The 18,502-nt window shown below is 71.1% G+C and carries 16 protein-coding genes; 9 read left to right on the forward strand and 7 right to left on the reverse strand.

The annotated features are described in order from the left end of the window. The first annotated feature begins 4 nt into the window (after nt 1–4). The gene (locus ACOKM3_RS19720) at nt 5–1,552 is read left to right on the forward strand and encodes a class I adenylate-forming enzyme family protein (protein WP_426902180.1); all 1,548 of its coding nucleotides are present in this window, start codon (nt 5–7) and stop codon (nt 1,550–1,552) included. A gap of 49 nt (nt 1,553–1,601) precedes the next feature. On the opposite strand, the gene ACOKM3_RS19725 is transcribed toward ACOKM3_RS19720, so the two are convergent. After that, on the reverse strand, nt 1,602–2,105 hold the full coding sequence (locus ACOKM3_RS19725; RefSeq protein ID WP_426906841.1) for an EF-hand domain-containing protein: 504 nt from the start codon (nt 2,103–2,105) through the stop codon (nt 1,602–1,604). A 137-nt stretch (nt 2,106–2,242) separates the two neighbouring features. Continuing rightward, nucleotides 2,243–2,617: an STAS domain-containing protein gene (locus ACOKM3_RS19730; RefSeq protein WP_266712718.1), complete on the reverse strand. Its 375-nt coding sequence runs from the start codon at nt 2,615–2,617 to the stop codon at nt 2,243–2,245. A 319-nt stretch (nt 2,618–2,936) separates the two neighbouring features. Here ACOKM3_RS19730 and ACOKM3_RS19735 point away from each other — a divergent pair, with 319 nt between their 5' ends. Continuing rightward, on the forward strand, nt 2,937–3,512 hold the full coding sequence (locus tag ACOKM3_RS19735; RefSeq protein WP_327662134.1) for a sigma-70 family RNA polymerase sigma factor: 576 nt from the start codon (nt 2,937–2,939) through the stop codon (nt 3,510–3,512). Between the two features lie 77 nt (nt 3,513–3,589). Beyond that, nucleotides 3,590–4,777, forward strand: a complete 1,188-nt coding sequence (locus ACOKM3_RS19740) for a zf-HC2 domain-containing protein (RefSeq protein WP_426906842.1) — start codon at nt 3,590–3,592, stop codon at nt 4,775–4,777. Nucleotides 4,778–4,893: 116 nt separating this feature from the next. On the opposite strand, the gene purU is transcribed toward ACOKM3_RS19740, so the two are convergent. Continuing rightward, nucleotides 4,894–5,760: a formyltetrahydrofolate deformylase gene (purU, locus tag ACOKM3_RS19745; protein ID WP_426902183.1), complete on the reverse strand. Its 867-nt coding sequence runs from the start codon at nt 5,758–5,760 to the stop codon at nt 4,894–4,896. Between the two features lie 47 nt (nt 5,761–5,807). Further along, on the reverse strand, nt 5,808–6,308 hold the full coding sequence (locus ACOKM3_RS19750; RefSeq protein ID WP_426902185.1) for an SCO4402 family protein: 501 nt from the start codon (nt 6,306–6,308) through the stop codon (nt 5,808–5,810). Between the two features lie 117 nt (nt 6,309–6,425). On the opposite strand from ACOKM3_RS19750, the gene ACOKM3_RS19755 reads away from it, so the two are divergent. Beyond that, complete coding sequence (locus ACOKM3_RS19755) at nt 6,426–7,712, forward strand: ABC transporter substrate-binding protein (protein WP_426902187.1); 1,287 nt, start codon at nt 6,426–6,428, stop codon at nt 7,710–7,712. Nucleotides 7,713–7,751: 39 nt separating this feature from the next. Here the strand turns inward: ACOKM3_RS19755 and ACOKM3_RS19760 are convergent, their stop codons facing one another. Both ACOKM3_RS19760 and ACOKM3_RS19765 read right to left on the reverse strand, forming a co-directional pair. Next, nucleotides 7,752–9,314 carry a hypothetical protein gene (locus ACOKM3_RS19760; protein ID WP_426902189.1) on the reverse strand — a complete coding sequence of 521 codons (1,563 nt, stop codon included), beginning with the start codon at nt 9,312–9,314 and terminating at the stop codon, nt 7,752–7,754. Nucleotides 9,315–9,504: 190 nt separating this feature from the next. Then, nucleotides 9,505–10,893 (reverse strand): transcriptional regulator, encoded by a 1,389-nt coding sequence (locus ACOKM3_RS19765; protein WP_426902191.1) that lies wholly within the window; start codon nt 10,891–10,893, stop codon nt 9,505–9,507. Between the two features lie 302 nt (nt 10,894–11,195). On the opposite strand from ACOKM3_RS19765, the gene ACOKM3_RS19770 reads away from it, so the two are divergent. The 3 genes from ACOKM3_RS19770 (at nt 11,196) to ACOKM3_RS19780 (ending at nt 14,431) form a co-directional block, all read left to right on the forward strand. Continuing rightward, on the forward strand, nt 11,196–11,882 hold the full coding sequence (locus tag ACOKM3_RS19770) for a bifunctional DNA primase/polymerase (protein ID WP_426902192.1): 687 nt from the start codon (nt 11,196–11,198) through the stop codon (nt 11,880–11,882). A 96-nt stretch (nt 11,883–11,978) separates the two neighbouring features. Next, complete coding sequence (locus tag ACOKM3_RS19775; protein WP_426902193.1) at nt 11,979–12,863, forward strand: ABC transporter ATP-binding protein; 885 nt, start codon at nt 11,979–11,981, stop codon at nt 12,861–12,863. Further along, nucleotides 12,860–14,431 carry a transporter gene (locus tag ACOKM3_RS19780; RefSeq protein ID WP_426902195.1) on the forward strand — a complete coding sequence of 524 codons (1,572 nt, stop codon included), beginning with the start codon at nt 12,860–12,862 and terminating at the stop codon, nt 14,429–14,431. Before ACOKM3_RS19775 ends, ACOKM3_RS19780 begins: the two co-directional genes overlap by 4 nt. A gap of 280 nt (nt 14,432–14,711) precedes the next feature. Here the strand turns inward: ACOKM3_RS19780 and iscB are convergent, their stop codons facing one another. Next, complete coding sequence (gene iscB, locus ACOKM3_RS19785) at nt 14,712–16,052, reverse strand: RNA-guided endonuclease IscB (protein ID WP_426902196.1); 1,341 nt, start codon at nt 16,050–16,052, stop codon at nt 14,712–14,714. A gap of 565 nt (nt 16,053–16,617) precedes the next feature. Here iscB and ACOKM3_RS19790 point away from each other — a divergent pair. Further along, a complete protein-coding gene (locus ACOKM3_RS19790; protein ID WP_426902198.1) occupies nt 16,618–17,844 on the forward strand; it encodes a sensor histidine kinase in 1,227 nt (408 codons plus the stop codon). Beyond that, nucleotides 17,832–18,482 (forward strand): response regulator transcription factor, encoded by a 651-nt coding sequence (locus tag ACOKM3_RS19795; RefSeq protein WP_426902200.1) that lies wholly within the window; start codon nt 17,832–17,834, stop codon nt 18,480–18,482. Before ACOKM3_RS19790 ends, ACOKM3_RS19795 begins: the two co-directional genes overlap by 13 nt. The last annotated feature ends 20 nt before the right edge of the window (nt 18,483–18,502 follow it).

Consider the following 18,502-nt stretch of genomic DNA (forward strand, 5'->3'; position numbering starts at 1 on the left):
GGAGATGACCGACACCGCACACGCCCTGGGCGCCTCCCGCACGCTCTGGGAGCTGGTCGAGCGCCGCGCCGAACTCACCCCCGACCACCCCGTGCTCCTCCAGGGCGAACGCACCCTGACCTTCGGCGAGTTGCGCGACCGGGGCGAGCGCGTGGCGGCGGGCCTGTACGACCTGGGCGTCCGCCCCGGCACGGTGGTCGCCTGGCAGCTCCCCACCCGCATCGAGACCGCCCTGCTCTCCTTCGCGCTCGCCCGCATCGGGGCGGTGCAGTCGCCGGTCATCCCCTTCTACCGGGACCGCGAAGTCGGCTTCGCGCTACGGGAGTCGAAGGCCGACTTCTTCGCGACGCCCGGCGTGTGGCGCGGCTTCGACCACACCGACATGGCCCGACGGCTCGGCGCGCGCGGCATCTTCGAGGCGTACGAGGACCTGCCGGAGGGCGACCCGTCCGTACTGCCCCCGCCGCCCGCCTCCGGCACGGACGTCCGCTGGATCTACTGGACGTCGGGCACGACGTCCGACCCCAAGGGCGTGCTGCACACGGACCGTTCCCTCATCGCGGGCGGCTCCTGCCTCGCCCACGCCCTGCATCTGTCGTCGTCCGACGTCGGCTCGATGGCGTTCCCGTTCGCGCACATAGCGGGCCCCGACTACACCGTGATGCTGCTCCTCTACGGCTTCCCGGCGGCGATGTTCGAGCACTTCGCGATGCCGGACTGCCTCGACGAGTACCGGCGGCACGGCGTCACGGTGGCGGGCGGCTCGACGGCCTTCTACTCGATGTTCCTGACCGAACAGCGCAAGCAGCCCGCCGAGAAACTGATCCCGACCCTGCGCCTCCTGGCGGGCGGCGGCGCCCCGAAACCGCCGGAGGTCTACCACTCGGTCGTCCGCGAGATGGACGTCCAACTCACCCACGGATACGGCATGACCGAGGTGCCGATGATCACGATGGGGGCGCCCGACGACACCGCCGAAATGCTGGCGACGACGGAGGGTCGCCCGCCGGAGGGCATGGAGATCCGCGTCGTCGACGCCGACGGCAAGCAGGTGCCGCCCGGCGTCGACGGCGACGTACGGCTGCGCGGCGAGGCCGTCTGCCAGGGCTACCTGGACCCGCGCCAGACCGCGGACGCCTTCGACGAGGACGGCTTCCTGATCACCGGCGACCTGGGGCACCTGCTGCCCACGGGCCACCTGGTCCTCACCGGCCGCGCCAAGGACGTCATCATCCGCAAGGGCGAGAACATCTCCGCGAAGGAGATCGAGGACCTGCTGCACGCACACCCCGCGGTCCAGGACGCGGCGGTGATCGGCCTGCCCGACGCGGAGCGGGGCGAGCGGGTCTGCGCGGTGCTCGAACTCCGGTCGGGCGCCGACCGGTTGACCCTGCCCGACCTCACCACGTACCTGCGCGACCAGGGCCTGTCCACGTTCAAACTGCCGGAGCAACTGGAGACCCTGGACGCCCTGCCCCGCAACGAGACGCTCCGCAAGGTCCTGAAGTACAAACTGCGGGAACGCTTCCACTCAAGCCCCGCCGGCGATTGAGGCGCGAGGCCCGGGGCAGAGCCCCGCGACCGCAACGCCGATGCGCCGGCTATTCCGGGACGGTGAAGTACCGGGCGAACGCCCGGACCGCCGCATCCTCCGAAATCCGCCCGGAGCCATCCGCATCCAACGCGGCGGCCGCCGCCCGCGCCACATCCGCCTCCACCCCGAGCACACCAAGCACCCGCACCGCGGTATCCACATCGACCCCGCCCCCGGAGGCCTCCGCGCCGGCCACCGCGAGGGCCCCCCGCAGGAACGGCCTGGCGATCTCGGCGAACCGGTCCGGGTTGTCCCGCAACCGCTTCACGGCCCCGGTCACGAACTCCTCACGGGTCACCCGCTGGTCCCCGTCGACGTCCGCGATCCCGGCCATGCCCTGCCAGAACGCCTCGGCCCCGGCGAACAGCGCCTGCCCCCGCTCGGAGCGGGCCGCCACACCGAACTCGGCGAGCAGCGCCTTCGCGGCGACGTAGAAGTCCTCGCGGTCGATGTATCCGTTGCCGTCCTGGTCGAAGCCGGCGAACCGGGCCGCGATCCTCCGCTCGTCCATGCTCATGGGCCGCCTCTCGAGTCGTTGGGTGCTACGCATCGGAGCGTACGACGGCGCCGGGCGCGCACGCCCCGAACTGCGGTGTTTGTGTCAAGGCCGGTGAAAATCCGGTACAAGCCGTTACCCGGTACGAGCCGCTACGCCGACATCGGCGCCGCGTCCTCGTCCACCGCCGAGGCGACGTCCGGGTAGACGTCGAAGAGGCGGCGGACGCCGAGGGCGCCGAGCACGCGGTTCACGTGGGAGCCGTCGACCGCGCCCTGGGCCGGGAGGATCAGGCGCAGGCGGCCCTGGCAGGAGCGCATCAGGCGGCGCGCCGCGATCAGCACGCCGACGCCGCTCGAATCGCAGAACAGCACGTCGGAGAGGTCGAGCACGACGCTGCGGCGGCCTTCCGCCACCGCTTCGTGCACCTGCTGGCGCAGCGCCGGGGACGTCACCAGGTCCATTTCGCCGGACACGCACACGACGGCCCAGTCGCCCTGCCCTGACTCGGTCACCTTGAGCGTCACGCGCCACGCCTCTCGTTCGGGAATATCGACGATCCGGAATCTGTCCCTACGTTTCTTCTGCGCGGCTGCCCTGCCGCACCGGGATGAAACACTCCCGCAGACCTATCACATATGGCCTGGTTAAGCCCTGGCCGGTCACATGTGAAGCGAATCGCTCAGCGCGTTTCCGGGGGCGAATGCCTTTACCACCTACTGCTCCCCAGGCGCGCACAATGCGGCAAAGGAGAGTGCGCTGTCGGCGCCGACAGTTACATTCGAGTACAAGGCAGAGCGAGTACAAGGCAGAGTACGTAGTTCGGGCAGTCGGTGAGGGGGCCCCATGCCCAAGGACACCCCGTCCCGCTGGGACCGCAGGATGCAGCAGCGCCTGGCCCACGGGGAGGCGGCCGCGCTAGGTGAGCTCTACGACCGGTTCGCCTCGCTGGTGCACGGCCTGGCACACCGCGTGCTCGACGACGAGACGGCCGCCGACCAGATCACCCGTGACGTGTTCACGCAGATCTGGGAGAATCCGGAGTCCTACGACCCCAAGCAGGGCCCGCTGCGCTCGTTCATCGCCACCCTCACCCACCGGCACGCGGTGCAGCGCCTGCGCCAGACCGAGTCCGCCGCCCTCGTGCGCACCGGGCTCGGCACCACCGAGGACCTGGAGCGCAAGGTGCGTCACGCTTCCGCAGCGGCCCGCGCCGACTACATCGTGACGTCCATGCCCGCCCCGCTGCGCGAAGCGCTCAACCTCGCGTACTTCCAGCGCCGTGACTACCGCCAGACCGCCGCCGACCTCGGCGTCACGGAGGACGAGGCCCGCCGCAGGCTCCGCCTCGGCCTCCAGCTCCTGTCGACGGCCCACAACGCGGGCACACCGCCCGGCCGCGGCTACGGGAGGCCGGCGTGAGCGCGGCGAACGGACCGGACCGGTTCGACCCCCACGAGGGGGAGCCCGAGGGCCCCGGCCCCGCGGACCGGCCCTGGATACCGACGCCCCGCTCCTCCGTCGAGGACACCGGCCGCCCGCTGCCCGACGTGACGGCGGCCGAACCGGCCGTCCTGGAGCACCGCGTCCTCAAGTCGCTGCTCGGCGCCTGGGCGCTGGCCGCCTGCTCCCCCGAGGAAGCGGCCGCCGTCGAGATCCACCTCGGCGACTGCGGCACCTGCGCCGAAGAGGCGCTGCGGCTGCGCGACGCGGTCGGCCTGCTGCACGCCGAGGAGAGCCTCGACCTCGACCCGATGCTGCGCTCCCGCGTCCTGGAGGGCTGCCTCACCCGGCGCCCCGCCCGCATCCCCGTCCCCGGCTGGGCCGCTCCGTACGACGCGGAGACCGCCCGGCTCGACGCGCTGCTCCAGGACATCGGCGACGGCGAGTGGCACGCGCCGGTGCGGCTGCGCTGGTACGAGGGGGCGGAGCAGGTCGGCAAGAAGACCACGGTCGCGGGCGTGATCGCCCACCTCACCAGCGTCGACGGCCTGGTCGCCCGCACCCTCGGCCTGGAGGACCCCTCCCCCGTACCGGTCGAGCTCGGCCCCACGGCTCGCACCAAGGCGTACTGGAAGTCCTCCTACTTCCCGCCCACGCGCGCGGTACGGGCGCCCTGGCGCGAGCAGTCGCACGCCGTGATCCGCACGGTGTCCTTCGCGGGCTCGGACGAGGCAGGTACCGGCGGCTCGGGGCAACTCCCCGTCTCGTACGGCGACTTCGAGCTCGCGCTGCGCGACGCCATGATCGACCGGGCCTTCGAGTGCTGGATCCACGCCGGTGACATCGCGGACGCGGTCGACTACCCCTACGAGGCCCCGGCCCCGCGTCACCTCAACCGGATGATCGACCTCGCCGCCCGGCTGCTCCCCGGCTCCCTGGCCACGCGCCGCAGGCACGGCCTCGCGGCCCCCGCCCGGGAGCTCATCGGTGCGGGGCGCCCCGGTCGCAGCCTGCGCCTGGAGGTCGAGGGAGCGGGCGGCGGCGAGTGGCTGATCGCCCTCGACTCCCCCGCGGCGGTCGGCTCCGAGGAGCGGGAAGTGGCCCATGTCGCCCTGGACGGCGTCGAGTTCTGCCGCCTCGCCGCCGGCCACGTCCTCCCGGAGGAAGCGGCCGCGGGCCAGGTCGGCGACCGCGAGGCCATCCGCGACGTCCTGTCTGCGACGGCTGGCCTGAGCCGTTTGTAACGCCGAGCCAGGTTCCGTTCGGTGCCATCAAGCCCGGCTCGGCAAAATTAAGCCCCGCCGGCGATTGAGGCGCGGGGTCCGGGGCAGAGCCCCGCGACGTCAACCCCGGGTGACGGCTACGCGAAGACGACCGTACGCCGGCCGTTCAAGAGAATCCGCCGCTCCGCGTGCCACTTCACGGCCCGCGCCAGCGCCTGGCACTCGACGTCCCGCCCGATGGCGACCAGCTGGTCCGGCGTGACGTCGTGCCCGACCCGCTCGACCTCCTGCTCGATGATCGGCCCCTCGTCGAGGTCCGCCGTCACGTAATGCGCGGTCGCACCGATCAGCTTCACACCACGCGCATGCGCCTGGTGATACGGCTTCGCACCCTTGAAGCTCGGCAGGAACGAGTGGTGGATGTTGATGATCCGCCCGCTGAGCTGCTTGCACAGGTCGTCCGACAGCACCTGCATGTACCGCGCGAGCACGACCAGCTCGACGCCCTCGGCCCGCACCAGATCCAGCACCTGCTGCTCCGCCTGCGCCTTCGTCTCCTTCGTCACCGGGATGTGGTGGAAGGGGATGTCGTACGAGGCGACCAGCTCGGCGAAGTCCGTGTGGTTGGAGACGACCGCGGCGATGTCGACGGGCAGCGCGCCGATCCGGGCCCGGAAGAGCAGGTCGTTGAGGCAGTGGCCGAACTTGCTGACCATCAGGACGACCTTCATCCGGTCCGAGGCCCGGTGGATCTGCCAGTCCATCTGGAACGAGTCGCCGATCGCGGCGAAGCTGGCGCGCAGCTTCTCCACGGTCACGGGGGCGTCCGCGCTGAAGTGGACGCGCATGAAGAACAGTCCTGTGTCGTGGTCACCGAACTGCTGGCTGTCCTCGATGTTGCAGCCGGTCATGAAGAGATAGCTCGACACGGCGTGCACGATGCCCTGCTTGTCGGGGCAGGAGAGGGTGAGGACGTACTGCTCGGGAGTGGACTGCGCGTTCATGGCCCCAAGGGTCCCATACCCTCGGCCCGTCCCACCGGGCTGCCCGGCTACGCCGCCCTCGTCATGATCCGCAGGACCTCGAGGGTCTGCGGGGCCGTGTCCGGGTCCTCGGCGTCGCTCGTGGCGAGCCTCACATGGGCGTCGCGGGCCGCGCGGACCGCTTCCGGCCAGCCCTCGTGGTTCAGGTACGCGGCGACCGGGGCGTCGGGCCCCACCTGGTGCATGATCCGCAGCACCCGGAGCACGGCGGAGTCGACGAGGGCCGCCTCCTGCGAGTCCCGGAAGATCGTCCCGACGTATTTCTCGGCGGACCAGTTGTCCAGCCAGGTGTCCTCGACGAGGCGGTACACGGCGTCGGTCACGTCTCCGTATCCGTCCACGCCTGCCTGCCAGACGTCCCGCTGGAACGACGGGTCGGAGAGCATGTGCAGCGCGGAACGCACGTTGCTGCGCCAGCGCCACCACGGCATGTCGTTGAGTGGCATGCCGCCCATCTTCGTTGAGCGACGGCCGCGACGGGAAGACTTGTCCGAGGTTTGCACGGTCATCGATCGTACGTCCCGGCCCCTCGAGCCCCGCACGACCCCCGTAATTCACCTCATCGTCACCACACGTTGACCGCGGGTCACTCGACCGTTGGCGGCGCGGCGGAATCGTGCGGGGACATGACCGGCAGGCGTCCCAGCAGCACCCGTAACCGCATCGCCCCCCGAAGCCACATACGCACCGCGGCCGTGCTCCTGAGCGCCGCCCTGGTCGCCGGGTGCGGGCTCGTCCCCACCGACGCCAAGAGCGCGGGAGACGAGCCGGTGACCGTCATGACCTGGGCCCCCGAGAAGACCGAGGCGACGAACATGCCCGGCGTGCCCGCCATGGCGCGGGCCTACGCGCGCTGGATCAACGCCCACGGCGGCATCGGCGGCCGGACGCTGAAGGTCCTCACCTGCAACGACCACAACGACAGCGTGGGCGCCGCCCGGTGCGCCCGCTCCGCCGTCGAGCACGACGCCGTGGCGGTCGTCGGCTCGTACAGCCAGCACTCGAACGCCTTCCTGCCGCCGCTGGAGTCCGCGGGCATCCCCTACATCGGCGGCTACGGCGCCACCGAGGCGGAGTTCACCAGCCCGCTGTCGTACCCGGTCAACGGCGGCCAGGCCGCCCTCCTCGCCGGCAACGGGCGCCAGCTGTCCGAGGATTGCGCCCGCACCGTCCTGATCCGCCCCGACTCCATCGCCGGCGACCAGCTCGCGCCCCTGCTCAACTCAGGCCTCGCGCTGCGCCACCGCCCCGCCGCCGTCGACGTACTCGCCGCCGACGACGCCACCGACTACGCCGACCAGGCCCGCCGCGCCCTCGACACCGCGAGCCGGGCGCCGCAGGGCGAGGGCTGCGTCGCGGCGGTGCTCGGGGAGCGTACGAACACGTTCTTCGACTCGTTCCGGCGGCTGCGCGAGGACTACCCCTCCGTGCGCACCGCCACCGTCCTCGGCAGCGTCGACCAGACCGTCGTCGACCGCACCGGCGGCGCGGAGAGCCCGTACGAAGGGGCGTACGTCACCAGTTGGTACCCGGCGTCGGGCGACGCGCGCTGGGACCCCATGAAGCGGGCGATCAACGAGCAGGCCTTCGGCGACAACCGGATCGATCCGGCGGACGCGGGCGTGCAGACCACCTGGATCGCGTACGAGGTGCTGCGGCAGGTCATCGAGTCGGTCGGCGACGGCGCGGTCACCGCGCGCACCGTGCGCACCGCCCTCGACGACGATCTCAAGGTCACGACGGGCGGGCTGACGCCGCCGCTGCGCTGGGGCTACAACCACATGTCCACGGTCGGCGACTTCCCGCGCCTGGTCAACGCGCGGGTGACCTTCCAGAAGGTCGTCTCCGGGCGGCTCAAGGCGACCAGGAAGTCCTCGGTGGACGTGACGGGCACGCTCTCCGGGCTTTCCTGATCGCGACCGCTTCCGAAACCGCCGCTGCCTGCGAACCCGTCAGAGCTGGACGGCCGAGCGCTGGGTCAGCCCGTACTTGCTCGCGATCCGGTTCCACAGCTTCGACGCCTGCTGCTTCTGCGTCGACGCCGTGCTGCTCGACCCGTCACCGGCCCTGCGCTCGGACGTCGGCTTGGCGTGCCCCTTCTTGCACAGCGCGTGCTTCTTCGCGGCGACCTGGTCGCCCCACTTCGCGTAGTGGGCGTCCGCGGACGCGGAGGCCTTCCAGGCGCTGGTGAGCGCGGCGGTGAGGCGGGCGTGGTCGGGCAGCTGGTCCACCTGGAGCGAGCCGAGGCGCGTCACCAGGTCGTTGCGCTGGTTCGCCGCGGCGCGCAGGTCCTTCGACGCCTGGGGCAGCGCCTTGCAGCTACCGATGTTCGCGACCGAACGCACCACGGCGGAACGGCTGTTGTTGGAGTCGCCGAGCAGCTTGTCGAGCTCGACGGCCTGCGCCTTGGCCGGGTCGGCGGACGGCGAGGCCGACTCGGACGCGGGCGCCGAGTTCGACACGTTCTTCGTCGCGTCCGTCTTCTTGTCGTCGTCGTCCCCGCCACTGAGCATGGCGCCCGCGCCGACACCCACGACGAGGATGGCCACGCCGACCGCGGCGATCAGCGGCGCCTTGGAACCGGTGCGGGACTTGCCGCCGCGCGGGGGCTCGGGCTCGTACCCGTACTGCTGCGGGGGCGGCGTCATGCCCGGCATCCCCGGTCCACCGGGTCCGGCCTGCGCCGCGTGCGGGTCGAAGCGCGGCATCTGCTGCGTCGCCGAAGCGCCGCCCTCCGGCTCCGTGCGGAACAGGGCGTCGAACTCGGCCGGCGGCTGCCGCTCACCGGGCGCTCCGGGGCGTACCCCGTAGCCCTGGTCCTGAGCGGGCATCGCCTGAGGCGGCATCCCCTGCGGGGGCATCGCCTGGCCCGGCATCGGCTGGCCGGGAACCGGCGGTATGTACTGCGTGGCCTCGCTGTCGGGAGATCCCCCGTAGCCGGGCGGCGCCGCGTCGGGCATCGGCTGCGCGCGCCCGAGGAACTGTGTGGCGTCCGGGGCGGGAGCCTCCGGCGGCAGCCCGGGACCGGCCGCGTGCTGAGCGGCCTGCTGGTCCGCCGGGGGTATGTACTGCGTGGCATCCCCGTCGTACGCACCGGCGGCGGGCCCCGCGGGAGCCGCGGGCGGCAGCGGCCCTGCCTCCGCGTACTGCTGCGGCAGCGCCTGCGGGGGCTGCTGCTGCGGCAGGGCGGCACCGTAGGACTGGGGCGGCAGCGCACCGGGGTTCTGCGGCGGCGCGGGCGGCATCGGTGCGGAGCCCTGCGGCTGACCCCACTCGTACGTGGGCACGGACCCGTCGTAGGTCGGCATCGGCCCGGCGTTGTGCGCCTGCTGGGACTCCGGCCCCCACGGCTGCCCCCACGGGCTCGCGCCCGCCGGACCCGCCTGGTCGCCGTACGTGCCCGGCAACAGGGGCTCACCGCCGTCGGCAGGCAGCACGACACCTTCGTGCGCCTGCCGCGCCTGCGGAAGGTGCGGGCGTTCGCCCTGCCCACTCTGCCCGCTCTGCTCCGTCACCGTAAGACTCCTACGTAGGGGGTCGGAATCGTCGGCTCACGCTACCGGGTCTTCGTACGCCCGTGCTACGCACCTCAAACCCCGGAAGTCTCCCCAGTGACGCGACTAACAAAACCGCCTGCCGGCTTGCCCGTTATGACACAGCTCACGTCACACCAGTACGCCGCCCATGTCCACACAAGTGCGCCGCTCACGCCGCCTGAAGCTCCATGCGCGCCCCGAACTCCCGCACCACGGGCTCCTCCCGGAACGGATCGAGGCGCTCCCTGAAGTCGTCCAGATACTCCGCGCCCCGGTTCGAACGCACCGTGCCGAGCAGCTCGACGGCCCGAAGTCCCGTATGACAGGCCTGTTCCACCTCCCGCTGCTGCACCTGCGCCGTCGCCAGCAGCACGAGACCGATCGCGCGACGCCGGGCCCGCGACTCCGGATGCCCGTCCAACGACTCCTGCGCACACCGCGCCGCGTCCCTCGACTGACCCAAGTCCCGGTGGCAGTGCGCCAGTTCGTCCGCCAGATAGGCGTGGTCGAAGTGCGCGATCCACACCGGGTCGTCCCCCGAGTCCGTCCGCCCCTCGGCCTGCTCCAGGGCGGCGACCGCGCGCGAGGAGGAGGACTGCGCCGACCGCGCGTCCCCGAGGAGTGCGTGGCCGCGCGCTTCGGCGGCGTGGAACATCGCCTCAGCGCGCGGCGTCACACGCCCGCGCGCCCCCTCCTGAGCCGCGCGGGCGAGCTGGGAGATCTCACGCGGGTTGCCGAGCTGCGCCGCCAGATGACTCATGGACGCGGCCAGCACGTACCCGCCGTAGCCACGGTCACCGGCCGCCTGCGCGAGCCGCAGCGCCTGGATGTAGTACCGCTGCGCGAGCCCCGGCTGACCGGTGTCGATCGCCATGTACCCGGCGAGCTCCGTCAACCGCGCGACGGCGGAGAACAGTTCACGCCCCACCGCCTCCCGGTACGAGCCCGCGAGCAGCCCGCTCACCACACTGTTCAGGTAGTGCACGAGCACCGGGCGCACGTGCCCGCTCCCGTACTGATGGTCGAGGTCGGTCAGCGCCTGCGTCATCGCCCGCACCGCCGCCACGTCCGAAGGACCGACCCGCGGCCCTGCCGCCCGCGCCACCTGCGAGTCCGGCACGGAGATCAGCCAGTCCCTGCTCGGCTCGACGAGCGCCGAGGACGCGACGGACGAACCGGACAGGAAGTCCCTGCGCCCCACGTCGCTTCGCCACAGCTCGCACACCTGCTCAATGGCACCGAGCACGGTCGGCGAGAACTGGAGCCCCACACCGGAGGCGAGGTTCTTCCCGTTCGCCATCCCGATCTCGTCGATCGTCACCGTGCGCCCGAGCTTGCGGCCAAGTGCCTCCGCGATGATCCCCGGCGCCCGGCCGCGCGGCTGCTGCCCACGCAGCCAACGCGCCACGGACGTCTTGTCGTAGCGCAGATCTAGCCCGTGCTCCGCACCGCACATATTGACCCGGCGCGCGAGCCCCGCGTTCGAACAGCCCGCTTCCTGAATGAGCGCCTGCAGCCGTTCATTGGGCTGTCGCGCTACCAGAGGCCGTGCGGCCATGACGTACCCCCTGCTGTGCCCGTCCGGGTGTCCGACTGCCGGTCAACAGCCGGTCGTTGGATCATCACTGCCCTGAGTGGAAACGGAAGATGCACCACAAACGGGTGTCAAACACACGCCCGTGTGACGCCGGCCCGCCGCGTTGCCGCGCTCGTTACCTCCCCGCACTACCCACCACCCGGGGCCTCCTCGCCCGCGCGCCCCCACCCATGCACCCATGCGCCCCACATGCGGGAACGATGCCCCCGCTCCGCCCGTACGTGCGCCCGTAACCCTCCGTGGCGGCGAGAGTTGAGAACCACGTGGAAGAGACCATCGCAGGCACCTCGGACGTCAACCCTCCCGTCACCGCCACCGGGCAGATCCCGCAGCAGCGCGGCGACTCCCTCCTGGACACCGCCGTCCGCTACGCGGAAGAGCGGCACTGGGACGTGGTCCCGGGCACCTGGCTGGAGATCGGCGACGGTGTCCAGCGCTGCTCGTGCGGCTCCCCCCAGTGCCCCGCCCCGGGCGCGCACCCCGCCCGCCCCGACTGGGCGACGCAGGCCACCGGCAGCGCGACCGTGGCCCGCAGGCTGTGGTCGAAGCAGCCGAACGCGTCGATCCTCCTCCCCACGGGCCGCACCTTCGACGCGATCGACGTGCCGGAGACCGCAGGGTTCCTCGCCCTCGCCCGCATGGAGCGCATGGAACTCACCCTCGGCCCGGTGACCTGCACCCCGGACCGCCGCATGCAGTTCTTCGTGCTCCCCGGCGCCACCGCCAAGATCCCCGACCTCGTACGGAAGCTGGGCTGGCCCCCGGCCTCCCTCGACCTGCTCACGCTCGGCGAGGGCCAGTACGTCGCCGCTCCCCCGACCCGCTTCGGCAGCCGGGGCGCCGCCCAGTGGGCCTGCCGCCCGACCGCCGCGAACCGCTGGCTCCCGGACGCGGAGGAACTCGTCTCCCCGCTGGCGTACGCGTGCGGGCGCGAAGGCCGACGCGGGTAGGGCAGTCTTCAGGACAGGACCCGGCGCCTCCCCGTGCCCCGCCCCCGGCCGACGTATCGTGCCCGGACGGACGAAGACGAGGAAGGGCGGGCACAGTTGACCTCGGCCGAGGAAACCGCAGCCGTACGCGTACACGACCTATGGAAGTCGTTCGGGCAGCAGACCGCCGTGGCCGGCATCGAACTCGCCCTGCCCGCAGGCCGGTTCATCGGCCTCGTCGGGCCGAACGGGGCGGGCAAGACCACCACCCTCTCCATGGTCACCGGCCTGCTCCGCCCCGACAGGGGCACCGTGCACGTCGCAGGACACGACGTCTGGGCCGACCCCGCCGAGGTCAAGGCACGCATCGGCGTCCTCCCGGAGGGCCTGCGCCTCTTCGAACGCCTCTCCGGCCACGAACTCCTCGCGTACACCGGCCGATTGCGCGGACTGCCCGGCACGGAGGTCGACAAACGCGCGGACCAGCTCCTCGACGTACTCGACCTGGCCGGGGCCCGCAACAAACTCGTCGTCGACTACTCGACCGGCATGCGCAAGAAGATCGGCCTCGCCGCGGCCCTCCTCCACAACCCCGAAGTCCTCTTCCTGGACGAACCGTTCGAGGGCGTCGACCCGGTCTCGGCCCAGACGATCCGCGGCGTCCTCGAACGCTACACACGCTCCGGCGCGACGGTCGTCTTCTCCTCCCACGTCATGGAACTGGTCGAGTCACTCTGCGACTGGGTCGCGGTGATGGCAGCGGGCCGCATCCGGGCCCAGGGCCCCCTGGCGGAGGTCCGCGGCGAGGCGAACTCCTTGCAGGAGGCGTTCCTGAACTTGGTGGGGGCGCAAGGACGAGGCGCCGGGGGAACGCTGGACTGGCTTGGGAGCAAGTCAGCACCACAAATTGAAGCCCCGCTCTTGGACGAGAGCCAGCGGGGCCCGGGGCAGAGCCCCGCGACGTCAACCCCGCCGCGGCGCGACAAGCGGACCCGCCCATGACATCCGTCCTGGTCCAGCTCAAACTCGCCCTCCTCCGCAACGGCCTCCGCCAATCCGCCGGCAGGCGCGCCGCCTACATCGCATCCCTCCTCGCGGCAACGCTCGTCGCCGCACTCCAACTCCTCGGCCTGATCCTCCTCCACGGCAACGCGCACGCCGCAACCGTCGGCATCCCCCTCACCACCCTCCTCGCCCTCGGCTGGGCCGTCCTCCCGCTCTTCTTCCCCAGCGGCGACGAGACCCTCGACCCCACCCGCCTCGCGATGCTCCCGCTGCGCCCCGACCCGCTGGTCCGCGGCCTCCTCGTGGCATCACTGGTCGGCATCGGCCCCCTCTTCACGCTGTGCCTCGCATTCGGTGCGGCGTACGCGGTGGCCCACGGGGCGGCCGGCGCGGTGGTCGCGGTACTGGCGGTCCCCCTCACCGTCCTCACCTGCGTCGCCCTCGCGCGGACCGTGGCCGCGGCCAACATCCGGCTGCTCACCAGCCGCAAGGGCCGCGACCTCGCCGTCCTGAGCGGGCTCGTCATCGCGGTCGGCGCGCAGCTCGTGAACTTCGGGATACAGCGGCTCGGTGCGGCGGGCGGGGTCGACGCGCTCGACCCGGTGGCGAAGGTCCTGAGCTGGATCCCCCCGGCGTCCGCGATCGCGGCGGTCGACGCGACAAGCAAGGCATCGTACGGAACAGCACTCGCCCAACTCGCCCTCTGCGCCGCGGCGCTCCTGACCCTCCTGACCCTCTGGCGCCGCGCCCTGACCCGCCTGATGACCGCGCCGGACGGCTCCACCCTCGAAGCGGCGACCCCCGGCCGCCGCCGCACCCGTACGGGCCCACGGCTGCTCCCGGAGGGCCGCACCGGCACGGTCATGGAACGCAGCCTCCGCTACGTATGGCGCGACCCGAAGACCAAGGCGGCCTGGGTGACATCCCTGGCGATCGGCCTGATCGTCCCCGTCTTCAACGCCCTCCAGGGCACCGGCACCGTCTACTTCGCGTGCTTCGCCTCCGGGATGCTCGGCATCCAGATGTACAACCAGTTCGGCCAGGACACATCGGCGTTCTGGATGGTGGCGATGACGATCGCGTCCCCGAAGGACGCCTACACCGAACTACGCGCGCGTGCGTACGCCCTGCTCCTGATCACCCTCCCGTACGCCACGCTCGTCACCGTCGTCACGACGGCGATGCTGGACGCCTGGCCCGACCTCCCCGAGGTCCTCGGCCTCTCCTACGCCCTGCTCGGCGCGATGCTCGCCACCGGCGCGTGGACCTCGGCGCGCTTCCCGTACTCGATCCCGGCGGAGAGCTACAAGAACGTGGCTCCGGGGCAGGCGGGCCTGGCGTGGATCTCCATCTTCGGCGGCATGGTCGCGGCGGCCCTCATCTGCACCCCGGTCCTGGCCCTCACGATCACCCTGCACGCGACGGACTCGGCGTCCTGGACCTGGATCCTGCTCCCGATCGGAGCGGTATACGGCGCGGCGGCGACGCTCCTCGGCCTCCGCCTCGCGGCCCCCCGCACATCGAACCGCCTCCCGGAAATCCTGCTGGCGGTAAGCAAGGGCTGAGTCCTCACGCCCCCCGGGAACGCAGACGACCCGCGAGCCTGGTTCCTCCCGCCCCTGAGGACGGTCGGAAGCCGGCCGGACGTACCGGCGGCTCGCGGGTCGGGTGACTGCTTGGGATTGGGCCGGCTGCGCGCACATATCGCGCACTGGTCCGGCGCCGAATTCGAAATGCGACGTCGGGCCGCTAGCCCGCAGTCACCTCGACTGTCCGGCGTTCATGCATGCTCCGAACCACCTCCTTCCGTCTTGCTACGCAGCCTAGGAACCCGCACGGCAGGTCTCAACCGATTTTTCGAGACATTGACACACCGGCTTCCTGACGACTGCTGTACGCATAGCCGTCCGCCCGTTGCAGCAGGCGCAGGTGGAGGTACGAGACGTTGATGCGGCCGCCGGGCGTGGTGAGACTGTGCTGGCCACGGGCCCGGACCGAGATGCGGCCGGTCCAGGTGCCGGCCCATTTCCCCTTCGGGATAACCGCTCGCACCAGGTCGCCGGTGACATATCCGAAGTGCTGCTTCCTGCGCTCTCGGCGGAGCCGGGGGAATCCGAAGCGGTCCGGTGTCGTACGCGCGTAGGAGCCTCGTCCGGTCGCTTCGAGCACGAGTACCCGGTCCGGGACACGGACGATGGTGTCGCCCCTGTCCTGGTCGAGAGGTTCGACGGCGAGGGCGTCGAGGGTGTGGGTCTTGTCCAGGCCGGCCGCTCTGCGGTTGTCGCTGGTCACCTTGCTCGGCCATGACCGGATCGGCACAGCAAGGCGGTGCAATGCGCGATACAGCCCGGGCTGTATCGAGTTCATGGCTGCGGCGTGGCGCAGCGAGGGTTTGAGCTGGGCGACGATCTCGGCCGAGCGCTCGGGGGCCTGTGACAGGAACGTCGTCACAGCCCTGCTTCCCTTCGCTTGGTTGCAGGGCACACAGGCCAGGACGAGGTTGGAGATACGGGCAGAGCCGCCGTGGCTTCGAGGCCTTACGTGTTCGATGTTGAGGGGCACGTTCGCCGCGCCGCAGTACGCGCAGGTGCGGGACCACCTTGTACGTAGATAGCCGCGTGTGCCGATACCGGCGAGCGCGCCCTGTTGGTATTCGCTGCCGTACAGCTGTCTGCCCACGCTCATGGAGTGGGTGTCGAATGTCGCCGTCTCGATGTGTATTTCGGTGACGGGGGCGTAGCGGCAGAACCGGGACGCGATGGAGGTGATGGTGTCCACGCGGTGCCGTAACGAGGGTGGGTGCCAGTCTGCTGAGTGTGCGCGGTTGTCTGATCTACGGGCGCGGTAGCGGAGGTTGGCCGAGCGGCGTCTGCGGCGGTATCCGGCGCGTTGTCGCATGGCATGGCTGATTCGGTCGCCGCGGTGCCGCAGCTCGGCGCTCAGCAACCCTCGCCGTACGGTGGAGCACGCTTCCCACTTCTCGTCGGTGAGTGCGATTCCTGAGCCCTTGGAGCCCGGGTCGATACGTAGCTGCACTCCCTCGACCTCGGAATCGGAGCGTGTCCGGTCCTTCAGCCGAATGACAAAGGGAACCTGCCGCACCACCACGGCCCGTCCCTTCCGGAGGAGTTCGCGTGCGCGGGCAGGGTGGCAGGGCATGAGCGGCTGCCCGTCCTTGGCGAGCACGAAGACCCTGCCCGCTCCGTAGCCGCCTTCGTATTTCTGGGGTGTGGGAGCGTCACCGCTCCCGGTCTCTGCCTGATCGGCGTGACGCCGACGGGCCTGGGTGCCGTGCCCGTCGGTCTCCCCTCGCCCATGTTCCCGACCGGTGTCCCGCCGCGGAGCCGCGGGATGTCCGTGAGCCGTTTCGTCCCTGCTCCCAGAGGTGTCTGCTCCCACGGATTCCAGAGCCCGGCGCTGAGGAAGCACGCCGGGGTGGGTCTGCTCGCCTGTCGGAAACGTAGCCATCGAAGGGGCATCTCCTTCGTGACGATGACTGGGGCTGGCCGCCCATCGGCTGTTCGGCCGGGGAACAGGCGGCCTCCCTTCTGATGTGTACAAGAGACGTTATGTGTGAGTGCCAAGTGCCACATGAATGCGTCGATCACCCCCACGATCGCGCGAATGCGATCTGTTCGGTCGCGCAACAGACATTGGGTCTGATAGGGGCTGCTTCTTGGCGAAGTTGGCTGGCGGAAGGGGCAGTTGGCTGTAGTGCTCGTGGGGCCTTCCGTGGAAGACACTGGGCCGCATGCAGAAGCCACAGAGACAAGTGGGACATGGCAGCCGGTACCTGTTGGTCGGCCTGTTCACGGCGATGGTGTCCATGCTCGTACTGCCGCTGTTGGTCGTGGGCGCGGTCGTCTCCGGTCTGACCGCGTTACCCGTGCTGATGAGGGCTCTGCGGCACTGGTCGGAGTGGCATCGGCGCAGAGCCGCCGCACTGCTCGGCGTCGACATACGTCCGCGCGTTGCCGAACTGCCCAAAGGGCTGGGCGCGCAGTGGCGGCAGCTGCTCGACGACGCCGAGAGCCGCCGTGACCTGCGGTGGGTCCTGAGGCACGTCGTCACCGGCATACCCGCAGGGCTTGCCGCCCTCGCCTGTGTCGGGGTCGCTGTGTTCAGTGTGGTCGCGGCCCTGCTGTGGCAGGTGTTTCCGGCGGATGAGCCGCTGCGCCTGCTCGGCGCGGTGCCGGTGGAGGGCTGGGGCGCCGCACTCGCTCTCGGTGTCGTACAGGGCGCCGGCGCCGGCGCTCTGACCTGGTGGGCCGTGCCTCGCCTGGCCGGGATGCATGCGCGCAGCACAGTGGCCGCACTGGAGCCGTCTGCGGAGGCCCGGCTCGTCAGGCGCGTCGGTGAGCTGGCCGACAGCCGCGCCGGGGTCCTCGACGCCCATGGTGCCGAGCTGCGCCGTATCGAACGCGATCTGCACGACGGTACCCAGGCACGCCTCGTCGCCATCGCGATGCGTCTCGGCCTGGCCCGGGAGGAGCTGCCCGACGACTCGGGGGCCCTTTCCAAGCTTCTCCAGGACGCTCATGAGGGCGCCGAGGAAGCGATGACGGAGCTGCGCGAGGTGATCCGCACCATGTACCCGCCGGTCCTCGCCGACCGGGGCCTGGAGGGCGCGGTGTCCGCGGTGGCGGCCGGTGCGGGCATTCCCGCCGAGGTGGAGCTCGGTGAACTGGGCAGGCTGCCCGCGGCCGTTGAGGCCGCTGCCTACTTCATCGTGGCCGAGACGCTCACCAATGCGGCGAAGCACAGCGGCGCGACCCGGGTCACCGTACGGCTGTCCCGGCAGGACGCGGCCCTCCTGGTCGAGGTCACTGACAACGGCCTCGGCGGTGTGGACGAGACACTCGGTTCCGGTGTCATCGGGATCCGGCGCCGTGCGGCCGCACTCGACGGGACCGTGCTCGTCAGCAGCCCGGCCGGCGGGCCGACCGCCGTCACGGTGGAGTTGCCGTGCGCGTCGTGATCGCCGAGGACAACGTGCTCCTGTCGGCGGGTCTTGAACTCATCCTCGGTACCAAAGGGATCGAGGTCGCGGCGGTGGTGACAGACGCGCCGGGCCTGCTGGCCGCGGTCGCTGACCACGCCCCGGACGCGGTGATCGCGGACATCAGGCTGCCGCCCTCGTTCCGCGACGAGGGCATCAGGGCAGCGCTCCAACTCCGCAAAGAGCGCCCGGGACTGCCCGTACTGGTTCTGTCCCAGTACGTCGAGAAGGTGTACGCCCGTGAGCTCCTGACCGATGGATCAGGAAGTGTCGGCTATCTGCTCAAGGACCGGGTGAGCCGGGTCGGCGAGTTCGTTGACGCATTGCGGCGCGTGGCGGCCGGCGGCACGGCGATGGATCCCGAGGTCGTCACGCAGTTGCTGGCGGGGCCGGGCGGGGGCGCCGTCGACGCGCTGACTGCCCGCGAGCGCGAGGTGCTCACCTTGATGGCGCAGGGGCTCGACAACGCGGAGCTGAGCAAGCGTCTGTTCATCACGGAGAACGCGGTGCAGAAGCACATCGGCAACATCTTCGTGAAGCTGGGACTGCCCGTCGCCGACGGCGGGAACCGTCGGGTCCTGGCAGTCCTGCGCTACCTGGACAGCGTTGCCGGCTGACCACGACGAGCGGCCGTGCC

The organism is Streptomyces nidicola (assembly GCF_050106155.1).
Classification (GTDB): Bacteria; Actinomycetota; Actinomycetes; order Streptomycetales; family Streptomycetaceae; genus Streptomyces.